Origin of the sequence: Citrobacter sp. Marseille-Q3906 (genome assembly GCF_916618775.1) — a bacterium.
Classification (GTDB): Bacteria; Pseudomonadota; Gammaproteobacteria; order Enterobacterales; family Enterobacteriaceae; genus Citrobacter; species Citrobacter murliniae.
The window spans coordinates 1,244,129-1,266,722 of record NZ_CAKAKA010000003.1 but is presented as its reverse complement, the minus strand read 5'-3'; the positions used below and the strand labels follow the sequence as shown (position 1 = coordinate 1,266,722).

The following is a 22,594-nucleotide window of genomic DNA, read 5'->3' as shown; positions in this document are numbered from 1 at the left end:
TAATGAATTACGTGTTCACTCAGAGACTTGGTATTCATTTTTCGTCTTGCGACGTTAAGAATCCGTATCATTGAGTGCCCACACAGATTGTCTGATAAATTGTTAAAGAGCAGTTGCGACGCGCTTTGGCGCTCTGTCGCGAGGTCCCGTATAATACGTTTTCCTCATTCAGAGTCAAGCATTTATTTTTGCTTTTCTCCGCGAAGTTCTCAGTGGAACCCCGCTGACCCGGCGGCCTGTAGCCCGTTGTTCCGTGTCAGTGGAGGCGCATTATAGGGAGTTATTTCAGGCTGACAAGTTAAAAATATAAAAAACCTATCAATCGATTACTTTTCAATCAATATATGTGATACAAACCCATTAGAGCCTTCTTTTTAAACAAAAACGGGTCCTGACGGACCCGTTTTTGATGTTTTGCGGCTTACTGCACTGCCACAATACGATCGTCATTCACTTCCAGGCGAATCGTTTTGCCCGGCATCAGCTCACCAGACAGGATTTGCTGTGCCAGCGGGTTTTCGATCTGCTGCTGAATAGCACGTTTCAATGGACGCGCCCCGTAAACAGGATCGTAGCCATTCGCACTCAGCAGTTTAAGCGCCTCATCAGAAATGTGGATTTCATAGCCACGTTCTTCCAGACGTTTGTACAGACGCTGCAACTGAATCTGGGCAATAGATGCAATGTGTTGTTCCCCAAGAGGATGGAATACAACAACTTCATCTATACGGTTGATGAATTCCGGACGGAAGTTTTGGCTCACAACTCCCAGCACCAGATCTTTCATATGGCCGTAATCGAGTTCACCGAAACGTTCCTGAATCAAGTCTGAACCGAGGTTAGAGGTCATAATCACTACCGTATTACGGAAGTCAACCGTTCTCCCCTGCCCGTCAGTCAGGCGGCCGTCATCAAGTACCTGCAGCAGAATATTGAACACATCCGGATGCGCTTTTTCAACTTCATCCAGCAAAATGACCGAATAAGGACGACGACGCACTGCTTCCGTCAGGTATCCACCTTCTTCATAACCGACATATCCCGGAGGCGCCCCTACCAGACGAGACACGGAGTGTTTCTCCATAAACTCGGACATATCGATACGTACCATTGCGTCATCGCTGTCGAACATAAAGTTGGCCAGCGCTTTGCACAGTTCAGTTTTACCCACACCGGTTGGTCCAAGGAACAGGAACGAACCAATCGGGCGATTAGGATCGGACAGCCCAGCACGGCTACGGCGAATAGCGTTAGAAACAGCTTCGACCGCCTCATTCTGCCCAATGACGCGACTATGCAGTTCCTGCTCCATCCGCAGCAGTTTTTCACGTTCACCTTCCAGCATTCTGGCGACCGGGATCCCCGTCCAGCGCGCCAGCACTTCAGCAATTTCCGCATCAGTCACTTTATTACGCAACAGACGCATCGTTTTGCCTTCGGACTGGGTGGCTGCTTCCAGCTGTTTTTCCAGCTCAGGAATTTTACCGTATTGTAATTCGGACATCCGCGCCAGGTCGCCAACACGACGAGCCTGTTCAATCGCGATTTTCGCCTGCTCCAGTTCAGCCTTGATGGTTTGCGTTCCGGAGAGTGACGCTTTTTCCGCTTTCCATTCTTCCTCTAACTCAGAATACTGACGTTCTTTCTCGTCCAGCTCTTCGTTGAGCATATCAAGGCGTTTCTTGCTCGCCTCATCAGACTCTTTCATCAACGCCTGCTGCTCCAGTTTCAACTGGATAATTCGGCGGTCGAGTCGGTCCAGTTCTTCCGGCTTGGAGTCAATCTGCATACGAATGCTGGACGCGGCTTCATCGATCAGATCGATGGCTTTATCCGGTAACTGACGGTCAGCGATATAGCGATGGGACAGCGTCGCTGCAGCAACAATTGCCGGGTCAGTTATCTGCACGTGGTGGTGCAGTTCATAACGTTCTTTCAAACCACGCAGAATGGCAATGGTGTCTTCTACTGAAGGTTCAGCGACAAACACTTTCTGGAAACGACGCTCCAGCGCAGCATCTTTTTCGATATACTGACGATATTCATCGAGCGTCGTGGCACCCACGCAGTGAAGTTCCCCACGCGCCAGCGCTGGTTTCAGCATGTTCCCGGCATCCATTGCGCCATCCGCTTTACCTGCACCTACCATAGTATGCAATTCATCGATAAACAGAATGACGTTGCCTTCCTGTTTCGAAAGATCGTTCAGAACACCTTTCAGACGTTCTTCAAACTCACCACGATATTTCGCCCCAGCCACCAGCGCGCCCATATCCAGCGCCAGTACGCGACGGCCTTTTAAACCTTCTGGCACCTCACCATTAATGATTCGCTGAGCAAGGCCTTCAACGATTGCCGTCTTACCGACACCAGGCTCACCAATTAATACCGGGTTGTTTTTAGTACGACGTTGCAGTACCTGAATGGTACGACGAATTTCTTCATCACGCCCAATAACCGGATCGAGCTTGCCCTGTTCGGCACGTTCGGTCAGATCAACAGTATATTTTTTCAAGGCTTGACGTTGGTCTTCAGCCCCCTGGTCGTTCACGCTTTCACCTCCACGCATCTGTTCAATTGCCTGAGTGATATTGGCGGTCGTCGCCCCCGCTGATTTTAATAAATCTGTCAGCGTACCGCGCGACTCAAGCGCCGCCAGAACGAACAGTTCTGACGAAATAAAGTTGTCCCCACGCTTTTGCGCCAGCTTGTCGCAAAGATTCAGTACACGCACCAGTTCTTGAGAAGGCTGCACATCACCGCCGGTACCTTCTACCTGCGGTAAACGGCTCAACGCCTGATCAATAGCTGTACGTAACTGGCCGGCATTAATACCAGCAGACGTTAATAAAGGACGTACCGATCCCCCTTCCTGATTCAGCAAGGCGCTCATTAGATGAAGTGGTTCGATGAATTGGTTGTCGTGCCCCAATGCGAGTGACTGGGCATCGGCAAGAGCAAGCTGGAATTTATTAGTAAGACGATCCAGACGCATAACTCCTCCCATAACAGGTCAAAATTGCTACTGGAGATTAAATGAGGTCATCCCTCAATTATTCAAGGTGAATGACCTGAATTATGTGAAAAGAAAATTACGCGTACCGGATCGTCTTGATTCTTTAGGTTATATCAGCCAAATAAAACTTGCCATACGACCCGTGGTATTGTCGCGACGATAAGAGAAGAAAGTCTCACTTTCGCTGAAGGTGCAATGGTCGCCTCCGTAGAGGTTCTCAACCCCGACATTTGCCAGACGCTGGCGCGCTAGTTGATAGATATCTGCCAGATACTTTTCACCGCGAGCCTGAAATGCGCTTTCCGCTTGCGGATCTATTGCCATAAACGCTTCGCGGACTTCTGGTCCCACCTCAAAAGCGTTCGGGCCAATCGCCGGCCCTAACCAGGCAATAATGTTTTCAGGTTTATCAGTAAAACACGACACCGTCTCTTCCAGGACACCCGCACATAGCCCGCGCCAGCCCGCATGGGCCGCCGCGACTTCCGTTCCTGCTCGGTTACAGAACAGCACTGGCAAACAGTCCGCCGTCATCACCGCACATACGGTGCCTGGCGTATTGCTCCAGGAGGCATCTGCACGCTTTGAAGAGTAAGGCCCGCCGCTAAGCTTGAGGACATCTTTACCATGAACCTGTTCTAGCCAGACGGGTTTCGAAGGCAGATTGCCCGCAGCAAACAGCCGATTGCGGTTCTCTTCAACATGCTCCGGGTTATCGCCGCAATGGGCCCCCAGATTCAGCGAATCATAAGGCGGCATACTGACACCGCCAATACGTGTAGAACTACAGGCTGCGACGCCTTGCGGCAGCGGCCACTGCGGGACAATTAGCTTACTCATAACCAGGCAACATCATCCTTATGTTCTTCGAAATCGGCACGCATCACCGCGATCAGATCAACCATATCTTGTGGAATCGGCGCGTGCCATTCCATTTCGATACCAGAGATCGGGTGATACAGGCGCAGCATGGTGGCATGCAGTGCCTGACGATCAAATTTACGCAGCGTAGAAATGAATTCGTCCGATGCACCTTTCGGTGGGCGCGGACGACCACCGTAAACCTGATCACCCACCAACGGATGGGTGATATGCGCCATGTGCACGCGGATCTGGTGCGTACGTCCGGTTTCCAGACGCAGCCGCAGACGCGTGTGCACACGGAAGTGCTCCATAATACGATAGTGAGTCACCGCCGGTTTACCCATTGGATGGACTGACATATGCGTACGTTTGGTTGGATGACGACTGATCGGTTCTTCAACCGTACCACCCGCAGTCATATGACCGATTGCCACAGCCTCATATTCACGCGTGATTTCACGCAGCTGCAACGACTCTACCAGACGCGTTTGTGCCGGAACGGTTTTTGCCACCACCATTAATCCGGTCGTGTCTTTATCCAGGCGGTGCACAATACCGGCCCGCGGAACATCCGCGATTGGCGGGTAGTAATGCAGTAACGCATTCAGTACCGTACCATCCGGATTACCGGCGCCCGGATGTACCACGAGGTCACGTGGTTTGTTGATGACAAGAATGTCATCATCTTCATAAACGATATCCAACGGGATATCCTGAGCTTCAAAACGGACTTCTTCATCAATTTCAGCATTGATGGAGACTCGTTCTCCACCTAACACTTTTTCTTTCGGTTTATCGCAAAGATGACCATTTACCAGCACGCGCTGATCGAGGATCCATTCTTTTATGCGTGAACGCGAATAATCAGGGAACAATTCGGCCAAAGCCTGATCTAAGCGTTGACCGAGCTGATTTTCGGAGACTGTTGCGGTGAGTTCTACTCGTTGTGCCATAAACTGCTTCTTCGTTTAACGTTGGGTTTTACGGCTTTGCCGTTTAATATAGTGTGCTATTGTAGCTGGTCTTAACCGGGAGCAGGAACAGAGAATCTCCCGTAAAACATTTTGAGGAAAGTCAAAACGTCATGACGCGCATGAAATATCTGGTGGCAGCAGCCACGTTGAGCCTGTTTTTGGCGGGTTGCTCTGGTTCAAAGGAAGAGGTGCCCGATAATCCGCCAAATGAAATCTACGCGACTGCTCAGCAAAAGCTGCAGGACGGTAACTGGAAACAGGCAATAACGCAATTGGAAGCGTTGGATAACCGTTATCCATTTGGACCGTATTCTCAGCAGGTGCAATTAGATCTCATCTACGCCTACTACAAAAACGCCGATCTGCCACTTGCTCAGGCTGCTATCGATCGTTTTATCCGCCTGAACCCGACACATCCTAACATTGATTACGTCATGTACATGCGTGGCCTGACCAATATGGCGTTGGATGATAGCGCACTGCAAGGATTCTTTGGTGTCGATCGCAGCGATCGCGATCCTCAGCATGCCCGAGCTGCGTTTAATGACTTTTCCAAACTGGTACGCGGTTATCCGAATAGCCAGTACACGACGGATGCCACCAAACGACTGGTCTTCCTGAAAGATCGCCTGGCGAAGTATGAGTACTCCGTTGCTGAATACTACACTGCACGTGGCGCATGGGTTGCAGTTGTGAACCGAGTGGAAGGAATGCTGCGCGATTTCCCGGATACACAGGCAACACGTGATGCTCTACCGTTGATGGAAAACGCCTATCGCCAGATGCAGATGAATGCACAGGCCGAAAAAGTGGCGAAAATTATTGCCGCCAACAGCAGCAACACCTGATTTATCTGTAAATGCAAAACGGCAGCCTTTGGGCTGCCGTTTTTTTATCCGTTGACGCTGTAACTGAAGCGGTTTAGCTGCAACGCATCCAGTCAAATATGGCCTGCTTTCAGGTATTCCTCAAGTAATAAATCACCTGTTCCTGCGGTGCCTCACAAAAAGGTTTTCTTGACAAAAAGCGACAAAAAAATGTGATTTAAATCACACATTTTGACATTAGGAACGGTATGCTGGAATCACCAAGACGGGAAAGACAAGAGGTAAAATTTATGACAATGAACATTACCAGTAAACAAATGGAAATTACTCCGGCAATTCGCCAGCATGTCGCAGACCGTCTCGCCAAATTAGATAAATGGCAAACTCATCTGATTAATCCACATATCGTCCTGTCCAAGGAGCCACAGGGTTTCATTGCTGATGCCACCATCAATACACCGAACGGACATCTGGTCGCCAGCGCAAAACACGAAGATATGTACACCGCAATTAACGATTTGATCAACAAGCTGGAACGGCAGCTCAATAAAGTGCAGCACAAAGGCGAAGCCCGTCGTGCAACAACTTCAGTAAAAGACGCCAACTTCGTCGAAGCAGAAGAAGAGTAGTCCCTTACATTGAGTGTATCGCCAACGCGCCTTCGGGCGCGTTTTTTGTTGACAGGGTGAAAACAGTACAGGTACTTTACTGTCGTAGCCAAAGGAAAATTACATGAAACTTGTCCCGTTCTTCTTCGCATTCTTTTTTACCTTCCCCTGAATGGGAGGCGTTTCGTCGTGTGATAAAGAATGCGAAGACGAACAATAAGGCCTCCCACAACGGGGGGCCTTTTTTATTGATAACAAGAAAGGCAACACTATGACATCGGAAAACCCGTTACTGGCGCTGCGAGAGAAGATAAGCACGCTGGATGAAAAATTACTGGCTTTGCTGGCTGAGCGACGTGGACTGGCCGTAGAAGTCGGCAAAGCTAAGCTGCTTTCTCATCGTCCGGTTCGCGATATTGACCGCGAACGTGATCTGTTAGACCGGTTGATTCAGCTTGGTAAAACACATCACCTCGACGCACACTACATCACCCGACTATTCCAGCTCATCATCGAAGACTCCGTACTCACCCAACAGGCGCTCCTTCAGCAGCATCTGAACAAGATCAACCCACACTCAGCACGGGTCGCTTTTCTGGGGCCAAAAGGCTCGTATTCTCACCTTGCAGCACGTCAGTATGCCGCACGCCACTTTGAGCAGTTTATTGAGAGCGGCTGCGCAAAATTTGCCGATATTTTCAACCAGGTAGAAACAGGGCAAGCCGACTACGCGGTGGTACCGATTGAAAACACCAGTTCCGGTGCGATCAACGATGTCTACGACCTCCTGCAACATACCAGCCTTTCTATCGTGGGGGAGATGACGATCACTATCGACCACTGTGTGCTGGTTTCCGGTACTGCGGATCTAAATAGCATTGAAACCGTGTACAGCCACCCGCAACCGTTCCAGCAGTGCAGCAAGTTTCTCAACCGCTATCCACACTGGAAGATCGAGTATACAGAAAGCACCTCTGCAGCAATGGAAAAGGTCGCGCAGGCCAACTCACCACACGTAGCGGCTCTTGGAAGCGAGGCCGGTGGCGTACTGCATGGTCTGCAGGTCCTCGCACATATTGAAGCCAATCAGTCGCAAAATATTACCCGTTTTGTCGTGCTGGCACGCAAGGCAATAAATGTTTCCGACCAGGTTCCGGCGAAAACCACGCTGCTAATGGCGACGGGTCAGCAGGCTGGTGCGCTGGTTGAAGCGCTCCTGGTGCTGCGTAACCATAATCTGATAATGACTAAACTGGAATCACGCCCGATTCACGGCAATCCGTGGGAAGAGATGTTTTATCTCGATATACAGGCCAATCTGGAATCACCAGAGATGCAAAAAGCATTGAAGGAGCTGGGGGAAATTACCCGTTCGATGAAAGTACTTGGCTGTTATCCAAGTGAGAATGTAGTGCCAGTCAATCCGAGCTAAAGTGTGACAATGCCGGATAGCGCTACGCTAATCCGGCCTACGATTCATACGATTTTGTAGGCCGGATAAGACGCGTAAGCGTTGCCATCCGGCATTTTACTTACTGGCGACTGTCGTTAGCCTGGCGCAACAGAGTACGGCTTTCACTCTGAAAACGTTTAGCATAATCACCAAACCAGTGTTCAACCTTACGGAAGCTGTCGATAAAGGCCTGCTTGTCCCCCTGTTCCAGTAAACCAATCGCTTCGCCAAAACGTTTGTAATAACGTTTGATCAGCGCGAGGTTACTCTCTGAAGACATAATAATATCGGCATACAACTGCGGATCCTGGGCAAACAGCCGTCCTACCATCGCCAGTTCAAGGCGGTAGATCGGTGAAGAGAGCGCCAGCAACTGCTCCAGTTGCACATTCTCCTCTGCTAAATGCAAGCCGTAAGCAAAAGTCGCAAAATGACGCAACGCCTGGATAAAGGCCATATTCTGGTCATGCTCAACGGCGCTAATACGATGTAGCCGCGCGCCCCAGACCTGAATCTGTTCCAGGAACCACTGATAAGCTTCCGGCTGACGTCCGTCACACCACACAACCACCTGCTTTGCCAGGCTGCCGCTGTCCGGGCCAAACATCGGATGTAAACCCACTACGGGACCATCGTGCGCCGCCAGCATCGCCTGCAGCGGGCCATTTTTCACCGAGGCCAGATCGACCAGGATACAGTCAGCAGGCAAGCGCGGTAATTTCGCAATAACCTGCTCCGTGACGTGAATTGGCACACTGACAATCACCATTCCGGCGTCAGCCACAATTTCCTGCGCACGATCCCAGTCCTGCTGTTCGAGAATACGCACCTGATAACCCGACAGGGTGAGCATTTTTTCAAACAGCCGCCCCATCTGACCGCCGCCACCGACGATCACCACCGGACGCAGAGAAGGACAAAGCGTTTTAAAGCCTTTGTCATTCTCGCTGGAGTAAGACTCGCGCATTACCCGACGCAAAACATCTTCAATAAGATCTGGAGGGACTCCGAGCGCTTCTGCCTCCGCACGGCGCGAAGCCAGCATAGATGCCTCGCGCTCAGGTACGTAGATCGGTAGCCCAAAGCGGCTTTTAACTTCGCCGACTTCAGCAACCAGTTCCAGACGGCGCGCAAGTAAATCCAGCAGCGCCTTATCCACTTCATCAATTTGATCGCGCAACGCGGTCAATTCAGCAACCATAACTAACCTCTTAAACCAGGCGCGTCGCCAGATGGCCGTTCAAGTCTTTGCTAATTTCACGCAACAACGCGTCCGTCATTTCCCAGCTAATGCAGGCGTCAGTTACAGAGACGCCGTATTTCATTTCACTGCGCGGTTGCTCGGAGGACTGGTTGCCTTCGTGAATATTACTTTCAATCATCAGGCCGATGATTGAACGGTTGCCATCTTTAATTTGAGCAACCACAGACTCAGCCACGGCTGGCTGACGACGGTAATCTTTATTGGAGTTACCATGACTGCAATCTACCATCAGTGAAGGCCGCAGTCCCGCCTGCTCCATCTCTTTTTCGCACTGTGCTACGTCTGCCGGACTGTAATTCGGCGCTTTACCGCCACGCAGGATCACATGGCCATCCGGGTTACCCTGGGTTTGCAGCAATGCAACCTGCCCTGCCTGGTTAATGCCAACAAAGCGGTGCGACTGCGCAGCTGCGCGCATGGCATTGATTGCTGTCGCCAGGCTGCCGTCAGTTCCGTTTTTAAAGCCTACCGGCATGGACAAACCCGAAGCCATTTCACGGTGAGTCTGCGATTCAGTCGTACGCGCACCAATAGCTGACCAGCTAAACAGATCGCCCAGGTATTGCGGACTGTTTGGATCTAATGCTTCCGTTGCCAGCGGCAGCCCCATATTAACCAGCTCAAGCAGCAGTTGACGCGCAATCTTCAGGCCTGCTTCTACATCAAAAGAGCCATCCATATGAGGATCGTTAATCAACCCTTTCCAGCCGACGGTGGTACGGGGTTTTTCAAAATAAACGCGCATCACCAGATAGAGGCTATCGCTGACCTCTGCGGCAAGGGTCTTAAATCGACGAGCATATTCAAGAGCAGTTTCAGGGTCGTGAATTGAGCAAGGGCCACATACCACCAACAGACGCGGATCGCGACCCGCTATAATGTCAGAAATGGTTTTGCGCGATTGAGCAATTTGCTCCTCTTGCGCCAGGCTCAACGGGAATTCCGTTTTGAGTTGTTCCGGGGTCATCAGAACCTGTTCGTCGGTGATATGTACGTTGTTCAGCGCGTCTTTTTGCATGGTGGTGATCCTGTTTAGCTCGTTTGCGATAGTGTCCTCTGCGAGGAGGAGATAACGATAACATAACAGGTAAAGATTTCAATCCATAATCCGTAAATTTTAATTTACACCACTACATTTTAACGCAAAAAACTGGCCTATAGATGTACATTTTAATTTACACTCCTCATGTTTCAGATCCACTATGCTTTTTTAATAAACCCAGGGAGTACAGGCAATGAAGCAACTCATCAGCACCCTATTTGTATTATTTCTTAGCGGCTGCCAGATAGATCCTTATACCCACGCCCCCACATGGACCAGCACCGACTGGTACGATGCGGGGATACAAGACTCTATTTCGGGTAATGTCATTAAAGATAATGAAATACTTGCCGACAACTACAATGATCCAGAGGTCGATCGTCCACAATATCTTAAGGGTTATGCCGAGGGACAAAGAAAAATCTGTCAGCCAGACTTTGTCTATGCACGAGGATTGAGCGGAAAAACCTTCCCCCCAGCTTGCGATACTGTCGAGAATGTCAGCCAATTACACAGTGCCTGGCAAAAAGGAGCAAACGAGGGAGCCGCCTCAACAAGATTAAATTAAACAAAGACTTACAATTCACCAATCACTGAGGTTTAGCTTAGGTCGTCAATATTAGCCCTCCAGATATAATGACGCCCTGAAAAAATAATGTTATTTTGCTACAAACAATCGCCAATTTATTTCGACGTATACAGCTGACGCTAGTAGGTAACATCTCATGAGCTTTTCTTATCGACTCATACTTCTACTGGCACTGCTCATGACCGGGTTACCGCTGTTTGCCCAAAGCATGACTGAAGAAGCAAAATCTGTACGTTCAATGGTTGCCGGCATCGTCAGTTACACTCGCTGGCCAGCACTTTCAGGTCCACCAAAACTGTGTATTTTCTCTTCATCACGTTTTTCCAGCGTATTGCAAGATACCAGTTCTGCGGCGTTGCCTTATCTTCCCGTCATTGTTCATACGGACCAGGAAGTTTTAGTTGCACAGTGTGATGGTTTTTATTTTGGTAAAGAATCGCCTACATACCAGGTGGAATTAAAGAATAAATATCCATCTAAGGCATTGTTATTAATTGCTGAACAGAATACTGAATGCGTTATTGGTAGCGCCTTCTGCCTCATAATTAATGATAAAGACGTAAGATTTTCCGTAAATATGGATGCCCTGTCGCGCAGCGGTGTAAGGGTTAGTCCAGACGTATTGATGCTGGCACGGAATAATAAGCATGGATAAGGGTATTTCTCCCATAAAACGCCCGACGTTTAAACGGACATTACGGCGTATCAGCATAATCAGCGTTCTGGTAACAATGACGCTGATCTGGCTGCTGCTTAGCATTTCTTCCGTGTTAGCTTTGAAGCAATATGCGCAAAAAAATCTGGATTTGACCGCCGCGACTATGACTCACTCGCTTGAAGCCGCGTTAGTCTTTTCTGATGGCTTTGCCGCAACAGAAACACTGGCTGCACTGGGGAAACAAGGGCAATTTTCAGTTGCCGAAGTACGCAACCAGGATCAAAAAGTGATCGCCACCTGGCGCTATGACGCACAGGATACAACAGACAAAATCAGCGGACTGATAAGCCACTGGCTTTTCCCACAACCGGTTACTCAGCCCATTATGCACAATGGCAACGTTATCGGTGAAGTATGCGTGGTTGCGCGCGATAGCGTGATCAGCCATTTTATTTATTTGTCATTAGCCGTTCTTACCGGATGCATTTTATTGGCATCGGGTATTGCATTAATGCTCACTCGCTATTTACACAACGGCGTTGTGGAGGCTCTGCAGAATATTACTGAAGTGGTGCATGATGTTCGTACTAACCGTAACTTCTCGCGACGAGTTTCAGAAGAACGTATTGAAGAGTTTCATCTTTTTGCTCAAGACTTTAATAGTCTGCTGGATGAGATGGAAGAATGGCAGCTACGGCTCCAGGCCAAGAATGCACAACTATTGCGTACCGCACTGCATGACCCTCTTACCGGTCTTGCTAATCGGGCCGCATTTCGTAACAGCATTAACGCCCTGATGAACGACAAAGACGCTCACGGTAGTTCGGCGTTGTTATTCCTCGATGGTGATAACTTTAAATTTATTAATGACACCTGGGGGCATGCTGCAGGCGATCGGGTTCTGATTGAAGTCGCCAAAAGACTGGCCGAATTTGGTGGCAATCGCCATCAACCGTACCGTCTGGGAGGGGATGAATTTGCCATGGTGTTGTACAGCGTTCATTCAGAACACGAAGTTGAGCACATTTGTACCGCACTGTCGCAAGAGTTTAACCGACCTTTTGACCTTGATAATGGTCATCTGGCAAGCATGACGCTAAGCATCGGTTTTGCGCTGACGTGGGAACATGCCTCTGCTGAAAAATTACAAGAACTGGCCGATCACAATATGTATCAGGCGAAACATTTGCGTTCTCAACGCATAATTAAAAAATAAGGAATTACACACATGCTGAAACGTCTATTATCCCCGTTTATTTTGATAATGCTGATTCTGGCAGGCTGTCAGGCTCCTCAGGGTAAATTTACACCTGAACAAATTGCAGCCATGAAATCATACGGGTTTACTGAAGCTTCGGGAGACTGGTCTCTGGGTCTGTCCGATACCATCCTGTTTGATAAAAACGACTATAAACTCCGCCCTGAAAGTGAAAAACAGATCCAGGAAATGGCATCCAAACTGGCTGCTACCGGCTTGAACCACGCTCGTCTGGATGGTCATACCGACAACTATGGTGAAGACAGCTACAATGAGGCTCTGTCACTCAAGCGTGCTAACGTAGTTGCAGATGCCTGGGCTCAGGGTGCTAACATCCCCAGAACTAATCTGACGACGCAGGGACTGGGTAAAAAATACCCGATCGCCAGTAACCAGACGTCAAAAGGTCGTGCCGAAAACCGCCGTGTTGCGGTGGTTATCAGCACGCCTTAATCATCACTCGGCTGACTGCGCCAGAACAGTATGCGAAGCACTGAACCAGCGCAGCCAGTCAATTGCTATAAAAAACAAAAGACTAATACCTGCAACTGGCATCAAGGCCCCCAGAACAATCGCCACCGCCAGCACAGCAAATCGCCCTTTCCCATTGAGCATCAGCCAGCACTGAACCAGCGTCTGTGCCGGGTTAACCGCTGAACGAGCGGGTCGACGAATCCACCACAGTCGATAGCCAATCACAATCATCAGGCAAAGCCCTGCACCAAAGATAATCAACAGCCATTGATTCAATTGACCAAACAGGATCCCCATATGGAAATCAACGCCCCAACGCGTCAGTTTCGCGATTAACGGGAAATCAGCAAATCGCGTCCGGTCGATTACCTGCATCGTTGTCGCATCAATAGAAACCGCATCGACCTGAGTAGGCCAACGGCGGTCAATCTCAGTGACGGTCCAACCATGCTGTGTATCTTTTGCCGGGCGGATCTCCAGCTTTTTAGCCTTTATCCCCGCCGCCTGCGCCACACGTAAAACGACATCAAACTGGTTACCGTCAATGACACTCATTGCGGGCATCACCATTTCAGCGTGATGCCCGGCATGGTCATGGTGAGATTCTATGGCACCATGGAGTTGAGTATTGACCTGCGGCGTCAGCCAGCCAAAAGCCGCGCGCATTTTATCCACATTCCCCCCAGCCCATTGTGACCAGGTCAACCCTGTAGCGGAGAACAACAACATTCCCCCCAACAGAAACCACCCCAGCACTACGTGTAAGCGACGACTGTTTTGCACACGATTATTCAGCCTGAGTTTTGGTCGCGTAAAAAACCAAAGCGCGATGCCGCCCAGGGCCGCTATCCACATCCAGGATGCCGCCAGTTCACTATACAGACGCCCTGTATCGCCCAGCAGCAAAGAACGGTGAGCATAGTCGATCCATTGTCGCAGAGGTAAGATCCCACTGGTGCCATATACGGTCATATCCCCATTTACCGACAGCGTAACCGGGTCGATAAAAATCGCCCGGTTTTCTGAGGGAGCCAGTGTCGGATCAGCAAACATGACCCGGGTTGTTGTCCCTGGCTCCAGAGCAGGCCGTACCGCATGCACACGCAACTGATTGCCGGTTATCTGCTGCGCTTTTGCAACTTGAGCCGCCAGCGATTGCAGCTCCCCTGGTCCTGTTCCCTGAAGCGCTCGTGAGTAAATCGCCTCTTCCAGCTGAGGCGTGGCGACATAGAGTGTACCGGTAAGCGCCGCTACAAAGATAAATGGTCCGACGAACAGACCGATATAGAAATGAAGGCGTCGCAGCAGGGCTACCCATGCCGCACGCGGGGTGCAGGTTGTCATACTTTTCCTTAGAAAAAGCAAAAGAGTGTCGTAGCGCTTATGCGTACAAACGTATTGTTAGAATCAGGAAAAAGCAGGCCTGCGCGGCGGCGCACGGGTATCGGGATAAAGCCAGGGGAAAAAGTGCCAGAATGTCGCTGTAGGATGCAACGGCATTTTTTTCTGAATAAGTAACACACCACACAGCAGGATCACCAGCGCCAGTATCAGCCCGGGAACATGAGCCAACAGGACACAATAGCCGCACGCTTCTCCGTGATCGACAGGCATCGTCATCGGCGCTGCACTCGAATGAGTTTCAGCGTGCTCCGCCATCATGCTCATGTCATGGTACATACCCGGCATAGTGCTCATGGGATCTTGTTGCAAAGAGACAGAAATCAGCGGCGCAACGACGATCAACAGGATCGCAAACAACGCAAACCATGCCGCGTATCGTTGATTAATTGACTGAGAAGTTACACCAATAGCCACTGTTCCTCCGGCAACGAAGAGTCATTGTAAATGATTTATGAACTAATGGTTAACAATGTGAGTTTCAACGATATAAAAAAAGGGGCCAGCCAATTGGCCAGCCCCTTCTGTCAGGATGTCGCCTGAGCGATATCTTAGTTAAGACGCTCTTTGATACGAGCAGACTTACCAGTACGCTCACGCAGGTAGTACAGTTTAGCTTTACGAACAGCACCACGACGTTTGACAGAAATGCTGTCAACTACCGGAGAGTGAGTCTGGAAGACACGCTCAACGCCTTCGCCGTTGGAGATTTTACGAACAGTGAATGCAGAGTGCAGACCGCGGTTACGAATAGCGATAACCACGCCCTCGAATGCCTGCAGACGTTTTTTGGAACCTTCAACAACCCATACTTTCACTTCCACGGTATCACCCGGACGGAAGGAAGGTACGTCCTGCTTCATCTGTTCTTGTTCAAGTTGCTTAATAATGTTGCTCATAATTTAATCTCTTATCCTGGGTAAACTGATATTGGGGGCTTACGCCTGCCCATCATGTTTATGTTGCTGTTGTGCGTGTTCCTTTTTGAACTCCGCCAGCAACCTTGCTTGCTCTTCAGTCAGAGCCAGGTTTTCCAGAAGTTCAGGTCTTCTAAGCCAGGTCCGGCCCAGCGACTGTTTCAAACGCCAGCGACGTATCTCAGCGTGGTTCCCCGACAGTAACACTGCCGGTACTTCCATCTGTTCTAACACTTCAGGTCGGGTATAGTGTGGGCAGTCCAGCAACCCGTCAGCAAACGAATCTTCGATTGCTGATGCTTCATGACCCAGAACTCCCGGAATAAACCGGGAAACGGAGTCGATCAGCGTCATTGCTGGTAACTCACCACCGCTGAGAACGTAATCGCCGATTGACCATTCTTCATCAATTTCGGTTTGAATCACGCGCTCATCTATTCCTTCATAGCGACCACACACCAGAATCAGCTTCTGATTCGTGGCCAGTTCGCTAACGCCCGCTTGATCAAGCTTGCGTCCCTGAGGTGACAGATAAATCACCTTTGCGCCTTCACCAGCCGCAGCTTTTGCTGCATGAATGGCGTCCCGTAAAGGTTGCACCATCATTAACATCCCCGGTCCGCCGCCGTAAGGACGATCGTCCACGGTACGGTGTCGGTCATGAGTAAAGTCACGAGGACTCCAGCTCTGGATGTTCAGCAGGCCATTTTTTACTGCCCGGCCAGTTACCCCGTAATCGGTAATTGCGCGGAACATTTCTGGAAACAGGCTAACGATACCTATAAACACAAGCCAATCCCCATAACGCCGACTTTTACCGTTTATCCGGTGGTTTAAAAACCAGGATCCCAATCTACTTCGATAGTACGAGTAGCGAGATCGACTTTCTTGATAACCTGCCCATCGAGGAACGGTACTAAACGTTCCTTGATACCAAACGCATCTTTCAGGTTTGCCTTAATGACGATTACGTCATTCGATCCGGTTTCCATCATATCGACGACTTTACCGAGATCGTAGCCTTCAGTGGTCACTACCTGACAGCCCATAAGGTCTTTCCAGTAGTAAGAACCATCTTCCAGCGCTGGCAACTGCGAGGAATCTACGACAATTTCGCAATTCGTCAGTAGATTCGCCGAATCACGATCGTCAACGCCTTTCAGCTTGATGATCAGATCCTGATTGTGGTGCTTCCAGCTTTCCAGCTGTACTTGCTGCCACTGACCCGCCTTCTGGATAAACCAGGGCTGATAGCCAAAAATGCTTTCGGCGTCTTCAGTGGAAGAAAACACTCTGAGCCAACCACGGATACCGTAAGAAGACCCCATTTTACCCAAAACGATGGGTTCCACGGGTGCCTGTGCGGCGAGTTGCTTGCTCATCATGACCACCGTGACAGATTAAGCTGCTTTGTTTGCTGCTTTGATCAGCGTAGCTACGCGATCAGAAATAGTCGCGCCCTGGCCAACCCAGTGAGCGATGCGATCCAGATCCAGGCGAGTGCCTTCTTCTTTTTCGCTAGCGATTGGGTTAAAGAAGCCAACGCGCTCAATGAAGCGACCGTTGCGTGCATTACGGCTGTCGGTGACAACAACCTGGTAGAACGGACGCTTTTTAGCGCCGTGACGAGCTAAACGAATAGTTACCATAACATCCTCTTGTGTGAATAAAACACCGGGCCCCATCGAGGGAAGGGACCCGGTGTCATATTAAAAGCCCGAAAATTTTACTGATTTCTGGGAAAAAAGCAATCAGCATGTGATGAAGCTTTATGCCAGGGCGTTACCGTTGCAGCCAGTTTGACGTCGGCGTGCGCGCAGAAAGCGGAGCGTACACGCAGTTCGTGAGCATTTACTCGCTCCGCTCGCCCTGAAGTGCGTTCAAAACACTATAGTGTTTTGTTGAGCACACTCCGGCGTCAAAATGGCAAATAAGGTAGCCCGATATATTTATCTACCAGGGAAGCCTGGCGGCATCATGCCCTTCATATTCCGCATCATCTTCGCCATTCCGCCCTTCTTCATTTTCTTCATCATGCGCTGCATGTCGTCGAACTGTTTCAGAAGACGGTTAACATCCTGTACCTGCATACCACAGCCCAGTGCGATACGGCGTTTGCGAGAACCTTTGATAATTTCCGGCTTGGCGCGTTCTTTCATCGTCATTGAGTTGATGATGGCTTCCATACGCACCAGCACTTTATCGTCCATCTGCGATTTCACGTTGTCAGGAATCTGACCCATGCCCGGCAGCTTGCCCATCAGGCTTGCCATGCCGCCCATGTTTTTCATCTGTTTAAGCTGCTCTAAGAAGTCGTTCAGGTCGAAACCGTCGCCCTTCTTCAGCTTGGTCGCCAGCTTTTCAGCCTGCGCGCGGTCAACCTTGCTCTCAATATCTTCAATAAGCGACAACACATCGCCCATACCGAGAATACGCGAAGCAATACGATCCGGATGGAACGGCTCCAGCGCTTCTGTTTTTTCACCCACACCGAGGAATTTAATCGGCTTACCGGTGATATGACGAATAGAAAGCGCAGCACCGCCACGGGCATCACCATCGACTTTAGTCAGAACCACACCGGTTAACGGCAGTGCTTCGTTAAATGCTTTTGCGGTATTCGCGGCGTCCTGACCAGTCATGGCATCGACAACAAACAGCGTTTCTACCGGATTGATAGACGCGTGGACCTGTTTGATTTCGTCCATCATGGCTTCGTCAACGTGTAAACGACCAGCGGTATCCACCAGCAACACGTCGTAGAACTTGAGTTTGGCTTCTTTCAGCGCGGCGTTAACGATATCAACCGGCTTCTGACCAACATCAGACGGGAAGAAGTCCACACCGACCTGCTCGGCCAGCGTTTCCAACTGCTTGATCGCCGCCGGGCGATATACGTCAGCGGATACGACCAGCACTTTCTTCTTGTGCTTCTCGCGCAGGAATTTACCCAGTTTACCGACGCTGGTTGTTTTACCCGCACCTTGCAAACCCGCCATCAGAACGACGGCCGGAGGTTGCGCAGCCAGATTCAACGTCTGGTTTTCTTCGCCCATTGCCGCAACCAGTTCGTTACGGACAATCTTGACGAACTCCTGCCCTGGCGTCAGGCTTTTGTTAACTTCATGACCAACCGCTTTCTCTTTTACGCGATTGATAAACTCACGCACTACCGGCAGCGCAACGTCAGCCTCCAGCAGCGCCATGCGCACTTCGCGCAGCGTTTCTTTAACGTTGTCTTCAGTAAGGCGTCCACGGCCACTGATATTGCGCAGCGTGCGCGACAAACGATCGGTTAAATTATCAAACATTGTCTCTCGCCTGGGGTGGAAACGGTCGGTCGCGACAGCGACACATCAACAGAAATTTGTCGCAGTATAACATGAAGCCGCCTTTGTTGTTATGCAACGGTTGGAGCAGCGGTCACGTAACGCTATACTGCTTTTCTTTATCACTGGCCAAACTGTCGACACATATATGCCCGTTTTTGCTCTGTTCGCCCTTGTCGCCTATTCCATCAGCCTCGCGCTGATCGTTCCCGCCCTGCTGCAGAAAAACAGCGGTTGGCGGCGCATGGCTATTCTTTCGGCGGTTATCGCGCTGGTATGCCACGCTTTTGCCCTGGAAGCTCGTATTCTGCCCGGAGGCGAAAGCGGACAAAACCTGAGCCTGCTGAACGTTGGTTCACTGGTCAGCCTGATGATTTGTACCGTAATGACCATCGTAGCCTCACGCAATCGTGGTTGGCTATTGCTGCCGATTGTTTATGCCTTCGCATTGATCAATCTGGCATGCGCCACGTTTATGCCCAACGAGTACATCACCCATCTCGAAGCCACGCCGGGTATGATGATCCATATCGGACTGTCGCTATTATCTTATGCAACGTTAATCATTGCCGCACTGTATGCACTGCAGTTGGCGTGGATCGATTATCAGCTCAAAAACAAAAAACTGGCTTTCAACAACGAAATGCCGCCGTTGATGAGCATTGAACGTAAAATGTTTCATATCACCCAGATAGGCGTAGTTCTGTTGACGCTGACCCTGTGTACTGGCCTGTTTTACATGCATAATCTGTTCAGTACGGAAAATATAGATAAAGCCGTTCTCTCTATCGTGGCATGGTTTGTCTATATCGTTCTGCTGTGGGGGCATTACCATGAGGGCTGGCGCGGACGTCGTGTCGTGTGGTTTAACGTCGCGGGCGCAGGCATTCTGACGCTGGCCTATTTCGGCAGCCGCATACTGCAGCAGCTTGTGAGTTAAGTCTTTAAGGAACCCTACGTGGAACATATCTCCACCACCACGCTCATTATCACTCTTCTCATCATGGTGGTTATTTCTGCCTACTTTTCCGGCTCTGAAACCGGAATGATGACCCTGAACCGCTACCGTCTACGTCACCGGGCAAAACAGGGTAACCGTCAGGCAAAACGCGTTGAAAAATTACTTCGTAAGCCAGACCGCCTGATAAGCCTGGTGCTCATCGGTAACAACCTGGTAAATATCCTGGCCTCGGCGCTCGGTACCATTGTCGGTATGCGCCTGTATGGCGATGCGGGTGTGGCGATTGCCACCGGTGTTCTGACTTTCGTCGTGCTGGTGTTTGCCGAAGTGTTGCCGAAAACTATTGCCGCGCTGTACCCGGAAAAGGTCGCCTATCCCAGCAGCGTATTGCTTGCCCCATTGCAAATACTGATGATGCCACTGGTCTGGTTGCTTAATACCATCACGCGTCTGCTGATGCGCCTGATGGGCATTAAAACGGATATCGTGGTGAGCGGTTCGCTGAGTAAAGATGAACTTCGTACCCTGGTGAATGAATCGCGCTCGCAAATCTCTCGCCGTAACCAGGATATGCTGCTGTCAGTGCTGGATCTGGAAAAAGTCAGCGTTGACGACATCATGGTACCGCGCAACGAAATTATCGGTATTGATATTAACGATGACTGGAAATCAATCGTGCGCCAGTTGTCGCACTCCCCGCACGGTCGCATTGTGCTGTACCGTGACTCGCTGGACGACGCCATCAGCATGCTGCGCGTACGTGAAGCCTGGCGCCTGATGGCCGAGAAAAAAGAGTTTACCAAAGAGACTATGCTACGCGCCGCCGACGAAATCTATTTCGTCCCGGAAGGCACACCGCTCAGCACCCAGTTGATTAAATTTCAGCGTAATAAAAAGAAGGTGGGTCTGGTGGTCAACGAATATGGTGATATTCAGGGACTGGTCACGGTCGAAGATATTCTGGAAGAGATTGTCGGCGACTTCACCACCTCAATGTCACCAACGCTTGCAGAGGAAGTCACGCCGCAGAATGACGGTTCAGTGATTATTGACGGCAGCGCCAACGTTCGTGAAATCAACAAAGCATTTAACTGGCACTTACCGGAAGATGACGCGAGAACGGTGAACGGCATTATTCTTGAAGCGCTGGAAGAGATCCCGATTGCCGGTACGCGAGTGCGCATTGGTCAGTACGATATCGATATTCTCGACGTGCAGGACAATATGATTAAGCAGGTACAGGTATTACCGGTAAAACCGCTGCGCGAGAGCGTGGGAGACTAGGAAGATGATTGTAGGCCGGGTAAAACATCTGCATTACCCGGCACTACAGGCTGGTTAGCCTTTGGCTTTTGCCACAGACACCATCGCTGCACGAATGGTACGTCCGTTCAGGGTATAACCCTTCTGCATCACCATCAGTACATTACCGGCAGCCACTTCGTCAGACTCAACCATTGCAATAGCCTGATGCACGTTCGGGTCCATCGGCACATCAATATCCGCAACCACCTGCACACCAAACTTCGCTACGACATCCAGCATCGACTTACGGGTCAGCTCAATACCTTCAACCATCGCCGTCATGGAATCGCTGTCTTTGTTCGCCACTTCCAGCGCACGATCCAGGCTATCCAGCACCGGCAGCAGTTCGTTGACGAATTTTTCCAGCGCGAACTTATGCGCCTTTTCTACGTCCAGTTCGGTACGACGACGCAGGTTTTCCATTTCAGCTTTGATACGCAACACGCTGTCACGCTCACGCGTTTCGGCCTCGGCAAGCTGAGCTTCCAGATTCGCAATTTTTTCATCGCGCGGATCCACCTGCTCAGCAGAAGCGTCTGGTTCAACCGCCTCAACTTCTTCATGCTGATCCATGATAATTTCTTCCGGGGCTTGCCCCTCAGGCGTTTTCTGTTCTTTACTACTCATGAATTTCTCCGCGTTTTTTTCGCATTCATCTCGCTAACTTGGCTTATTATGGGGATCAGATTCAGGGATTCAAGGGAAGTACTCACATTGTCACTAATCTTCGCTACAAGGACCTCGAGAAAATGAACAAACATTTCAAGTGTATTGGCATTGTGGGGCATCCACGTCACCCCACTGCACTGACGACACATGAAATGCTCTACCGCTGGCTGTGCACGAAAGGTTATGAGGTTATCGTGGAGCAACAAATCGCCCACGAACTCCAACTGAAAAATGTGAAAACCGGCACTCTGGCGGAGATAGGCCAACAAGCGGACCTCGCTGTGGTTGTTGGTGGCGATGGCAATATGCTTGGTGCAGCGCGCACACTGGCACGCTATGACATTAAGGTTATCGGGATTAACCGTGGCAACCTCGGTTTTCTGACAGACCTTGACCCGGACAACGCCCATCAACAGTTAGCCGACGTGCTGGAAGGCCACTACATCAGTGAAAAGCGCTTTTTGCTTGAAGCCCAGGTCTGCCAGCAGGATTGCCAGAAGCGCATCAGCACCGCCATCAACGAAGTTGTTCTGCACCCTGGAAAAGTCGCGCACATGATCGAATTCGAGGTCTATATCGATGAGACCTTCGCCTTCTCCCAACGCTCGGACGGGCTCATTATTTCTACGCCAACCGGCTCAACGGCCTACTCGCTTTCCGCCGGCGGTCCGATTCTGACGCCATCGCTCGATGCCATTACGCTGGTACCGATGTTCCCGCACACATTGTCGGCACGCCCGCTGGTGATTAACAGTAACAGCACAATTCGGTTGCGCTTCTCCCATCGCCGGAATGACCTGGAAATTAGCTGCGACAGCCAGATTGCGTTACCTATACAGGAAGGTGAAGACGTATTGATTCGTCGTTGTGATTACCACCTGAACCTGATTCACCCAAAAGATTACAGCTATTTCAATACATTAAGCACGAAACTGGGTTGGTCAAAAAAATTATTCTAATTTAACACCAGCCTCTTTACTGTATA

The 22,594-nt window shown here is 50.2% G+C and carries 24 protein-coding genes and 1 other annotated feature; of the genes, 11 read left to right on the top strand and 13 right to left on the bottom strand.

Annotated features, from left to right (window positions below):
• Positions 1-421 precede the first annotated feature (421 nt).
• The 3 genes from clpB to rluD all read right to left on the bottom strand — a co-directional run bounded on the left by clpB (position 422) and on the right by rluD (position 4,833).
• On the bottom strand, positions 422-2,995 hold the full coding sequence (gene clpB / locus LG384_RS23300) for an ATP-dependent chaperone ClpB (protein WP_045446336.1): 2,574 nt from the start codon (positions 2,993-2,995) through the stop codon (positions 422-424).
• A gap of 129 nt (positions 2,996-3,124) precedes the next feature.
• Complete coding sequence (gene yfiH / locus LG384_RS23295; RefSeq protein ID WP_045446338.1) at positions 3,125-3,856, bottom strand: purine nucleoside phosphorylase YfiH; 732 nt, start codon at positions 3,854-3,856, stop codon at positions 3,125-3,127.
• Positions 3,853-4,833, bottom strand: a complete 981-nt coding sequence (gene rluD, locus LG384_RS23290) for a 23S rRNA pseudouridine(1911/1915/1917) synthase RluD (RefSeq protein WP_045446340.1) — start codon at positions 4,831-4,833, stop codon at positions 3,853-3,855. The genes yfiH and rluD overlap by 4 nt, the downstream gene beginning before the upstream one ends.
• Before the next feature lie 131 nt (positions 4,834-4,964).
• On the opposite strand from rluD, the gene bamD reads away from it, so the two are divergent.
• From bamD to pheA, 4 genes are all read left to right on the top strand, one after another.
• Positions 4,965-5,702, top strand: coding sequence for an outer membrane protein assembly factor BamD (gene bamD, locus LG384_RS23285; RefSeq protein WP_136345265.1), 738 nt, complete (start codon positions 4,965-4,967; stop codon positions 5,700-5,702).
• 269 nt (positions 5,703-5,971) lie between these two features.
• Entirely contained in the window at positions 5,972-6,310 is a 339-nt protein-coding gene (gene raiA / locus LG384_RS23280) for a ribosome-associated translation inhibitor RaiA (RefSeq protein WP_045446346.1), read from the top strand.
• Between the two features lie 102 nt (positions 6,311-6,412).
• Positions 6,413-6,538: a sequence feature (Phe leader region), on the top strand.
• Positions 6,414-6,461: a pheA operon leader peptide PheL gene (gene pheL / locus LG384_RS23275; RefSeq protein ID WP_100250063.1), complete on the top strand. Its 48-nt coding sequence runs from the start codon at positions 6,414-6,416 to the stop codon at positions 6,459-6,461. (Overlaps the previous feature by 48 nt.)
• Positions 6,539-6,560: 22 nt before the next feature.
• Positions 6,561-7,721 (top strand): bifunctional chorismate mutase/prephenate dehydratase, encoded by a 1,161-nt coding sequence (pheA, locus tag LG384_RS23270; protein WP_045446349.1) that lies wholly within the window; start codon positions 6,561-6,563, stop codon positions 7,719-7,721.
• Positions 7,722-7,821: 100 nt separating this feature from the next.
• Here the strand turns inward: pheA and tyrA are convergent, their stop codons facing one another.
• On the bottom strand, positions 7,822-8,943 hold the full coding sequence (gene tyrA, locus LG384_RS23265; RefSeq protein WP_045446352.1) for a bifunctional chorismate mutase/prephenate dehydrogenase: 1,122 nt from the start codon (positions 8,941-8,943) through the stop codon (positions 7,822-7,824).
• Positions 8,944-8,953: 10 nt separating this feature from the next.
• Positions 8,954-10,024 (bottom strand): 3-deoxy-7-phosphoheptulonate synthase AroF, encoded by a 1,071-nt coding sequence (gene aroF, locus LG384_RS23260; protein WP_045446355.1) that lies wholly within the window; start codon positions 10,022-10,024, stop codon positions 8,954-8,956.
• Between the two features lie 217 nt (positions 10,025-10,241).
• Between aroF and LG384_RS23255 the strand changes: the two genes are divergently transcribed.
• From LG384_RS23255 to LG384_RS23240, 4 genes are all read left to right on the top strand, one after another.
• Positions 10,242-10,616, top strand: a complete 375-nt coding sequence (locus LG384_RS23255; RefSeq protein ID WP_045446358.1) for a DUF2799 domain-containing protein — start codon at positions 10,242-10,244, stop codon at positions 10,614-10,616.
• A gap of 157 nt (positions 10,617-10,773) precedes the next feature.
• On the top strand, positions 10,774-11,292 hold the full coding sequence (locus LG384_RS23250; protein ID WP_045446360.1) for a YfiR family protein: 519 nt from the start codon (positions 10,774-10,776) through the stop codon (positions 11,290-11,292).
• Positions 11,285-12,511: a diguanylate cyclase DgcN gene (dgcN, locus tag LG384_RS23245; RefSeq protein WP_045446363.1), complete on the top strand. Its 1,227-nt coding sequence runs from the start codon at positions 11,285-11,287 to the stop codon at positions 12,509-12,511. Before LG384_RS23250 ends, dgcN begins: the two co-directional genes overlap by 8 nt.
• 12 nt (positions 12,512-12,523) lie before the next feature.
• Positions 12,524-13,006, top strand: a complete 483-nt coding sequence (locus LG384_RS23240; protein WP_045446366.1) for an OmpA family protein — start codon at positions 12,524-12,526, stop codon at positions 13,004-13,006.
• A 3-nt stretch (positions 13,007-13,009) separates the two neighbouring features.
• Here the strand turns inward: LG384_RS23240 and LG384_RS23235 are convergent, their stop codons facing one another.
• From LG384_RS23235 to ffh, 7 genes are all read right to left on the bottom strand, one after another.
• Positions 13,010-14,371: a PepSY domain-containing protein gene (locus LG384_RS23235; RefSeq protein WP_225761598.1), complete on the bottom strand. Its 1,362-nt coding sequence runs from the start codon at positions 14,369-14,371 to the stop codon at positions 13,010-13,012.
• A gap of 63 nt (positions 14,372-14,434) precedes the next feature.
• On the bottom strand, positions 14,435-14,845 hold the full coding sequence (locus LG384_RS23230) for a DUF2946 domain-containing protein (protein ID WP_370637230.1): 411 nt from the start codon (positions 14,843-14,845) through the stop codon (positions 14,435-14,437).
• A gap of 134 nt (positions 14,846-14,979) precedes the next feature.
• Entirely contained in the window at positions 14,980-15,327 is a 348-nt protein-coding gene (rplS, locus tag LG384_RS23225) for a 50S ribosomal protein L19 (protein ID WP_004104634.1), read from the bottom strand.
• 39 nt (positions 15,328-15,366) lie between these two features.
• The gene (gene trmD / locus LG384_RS23220) at positions 15,367-16,134 is read right to left on the bottom strand and encodes a tRNA (guanosine(37)-N1)-methyltransferase TrmD (protein WP_003031232.1); all 768 of its coding nucleotides are present in this window, start codon (positions 16,132-16,134) and stop codon (positions 15,367-15,369) included.
• Between the two features lie 44 nt (positions 16,135-16,178).
• Positions 16,179-16,727: a ribosome maturation factor RimM gene (gene rimM, locus LG384_RS23215; RefSeq protein WP_225761612.1), complete on the bottom strand. Its 549-nt coding sequence runs from the start codon at positions 16,725-16,727 to the stop codon at positions 16,179-16,181.
• A gap of 18 nt (positions 16,728-16,745) precedes the next feature.
• Positions 16,746-16,994, bottom strand: a complete 249-nt coding sequence (rpsP, locus tag LG384_RS23210; RefSeq protein WP_003031228.1) for a 30S ribosomal protein S16 — start codon at positions 16,992-16,994, stop codon at positions 16,746-16,748.
• A gap of 300 nt (positions 16,995-17,294) precedes the next feature.
• Complete coding sequence (ffh, locus tag LG384_RS23205) at positions 17,295-18,656, bottom strand: signal recognition particle protein (protein ID WP_045446375.1); 1,362 nt, start codon at positions 18,654-18,656, stop codon at positions 17,295-17,297.
• Positions 18,657-18,822: 166 nt separating this feature from the next.
• Between ffh and LG384_RS23200 the strand changes: the two genes are divergently transcribed.
• Together LG384_RS23200 and LG384_RS23195 are read left to right on the top strand one after the other, a co-directional pair.
• Complete coding sequence (locus tag LG384_RS23200) at positions 18,823-19,614, top strand: inner membrane protein YpjD (RefSeq protein ID WP_045449751.1); 792 nt, start codon at positions 18,823-18,825, stop codon at positions 19,612-19,614.
• 18 nt (positions 19,615-19,632) lie between these two features.
• Positions 19,633-20,919, top strand: a complete 1,287-nt coding sequence (locus tag LG384_RS23195; protein WP_225761597.1) for an HlyC/CorC family transporter — start codon at positions 19,633-19,635, stop codon at positions 20,917-20,919.
• A gap of 54 nt (positions 20,920-20,973) precedes the next feature.
• On the opposite strand, the gene grpE is transcribed toward LG384_RS23195, so the two are convergent.
• The gene (gene grpE / locus LG384_RS23190) at positions 20,974-21,567 is read right to left on the bottom strand and encodes a nucleotide exchange factor GrpE (RefSeq protein WP_045446381.1); all 594 of its coding nucleotides are present in this window, start codon (positions 21,565-21,567) and stop codon (positions 20,974-20,976) included.
• Between the two features lie 122 nt (positions 21,568-21,689).
• On the opposite strand from grpE, the gene nadK reads away from it, so the two are divergent.
• Complete coding sequence (gene nadK / locus LG384_RS23185) at positions 21,690-22,568, top strand: NAD(+) kinase (protein ID WP_045446384.1); 879 nt, start codon at positions 21,690-21,692, stop codon at positions 22,566-22,568.
• Positions 22,569-22,594 lie beyond the last annotated feature (26 nt).

Bases quoted from the DNA above. Each gene is read 5' to 3' on its own strand.
- clpB (WP_045446336.1), bottom strand. From the start codon at position 2,995: ATGCGTCTGGATCGTCTTACTAATAAATTCCAGCTTGCTCTTGCCGAT.
- yfiH (WP_045446338.1), bottom strand. From the start codon at position 3,856: ATGAGTAAGCTAATTGTCCCGCAGTGGCCGCTGCCGCAAGGCGTCGCA.
- rluD (WP_045446340.1), bottom strand. From the start codon at position 4,833: ATGGCACAACGAGTAGAACTCACCGCAACAGTCTCCGAAAATCAGCTC.
- bamD (WP_136345265.1), top strand. From the start codon at position 4,965: ATGACGCGCATGAAATATCTGGTGGCAGCAGCCACGTTGAGCCTGTTT.
- raiA (WP_045446346.1), top strand. From the start codon at position 5,972: ATGACAATGAACATTACCAGTAAACAAATGGAAATTACTCCGGCAATT.
- pheA (WP_045446349.1), top strand. From the start codon at position 6,561: ATGACATCGGAAAACCCGTTACTGGCGCTGCGAGAGAAGATAAGCACG.
- tyrA (WP_045446352.1), bottom strand. From the start codon at position 8,943: ATGGTTGCTGAATTGACCGCGTTGCGCGATCAAATTGATGAAGTGGAT.
- aroF (WP_045446355.1), bottom strand. From the start codon at position 10,024: ATGCAAAAAGACGCGCTGAACAACGTACATATCACCGACGAACAGGTT.
- LG384_RS23255 (WP_045446358.1), top strand. From the start codon at position 10,242: ATGAAGCAACTCATCAGCACCCTATTTGTATTATTTCTTAGCGGCTGC.
- LG384_RS23250 (WP_045446360.1), top strand. From the start codon at position 10,774: ATGAGCTTTTCTTATCGACTCATACTTCTACTGGCACTGCTCATGACC.
- dgcN (WP_045446363.1), top strand. From the start codon at position 11,285: ATGGATAAGGGTATTTCTCCCATAAAACGCCCGACGTTTAAACGGACA.
- LG384_RS23240 (WP_045446366.1), top strand. From the start codon at position 12,524: ATGCTGAAACGTCTATTATCCCCGTTTATTTTGATAATGCTGATTCTG.
- LG384_RS23235 (WP_225761598.1), bottom strand. From the start codon at position 14,371: ATGACAACCTGCACCCCGCGTGCGGCATGGGTAGCCCTGCTGCGACGC.
- rplS (WP_004104634.1), bottom strand. From the start codon at position 15,327: ATGAGCAACATTATTAAGCAACTTGAACAAGAACAGATGAAGCAGGAC.
- rimM (WP_225761612.1), bottom strand. From the start codon at position 16,727: ATGAGCAAGCAACTCGCCGCACAGGCACCCGTGGAACCCATCGTTTTG.
- rpsP (WP_003031228.1), bottom strand. From the start codon at position 16,994: ATGGTAACTATTCGTTTAGCTCGTCACGGCGCTAAAAAGCGTCCGTTC.
- ffh (WP_045446375.1), bottom strand. From the start codon at position 18,656: ATGTTTGATAATTTAACCGATCGTTTGTCGCGCACGCTGCGCAATATC.
- LG384_RS23200 (WP_045449751.1), top strand. From the start codon at position 18,823: ATGCCCGTTTTTGCTCTGTTCGCCCTTGTCGCCTATTCCATCAGCCTC.
- grpE (WP_045446381.1), bottom strand. From the start codon at position 21,567: ATGAGTAGTAAAGAACAGAAAACGCCTGAGGGGCAAGCCCCGGAAGAA.
- nadK (WP_045446384.1), top strand. From the start codon at position 21,690: ATGAACAAACATTTCAAGTGTATTGGCATTGTGGGGCATCCACGTCAC.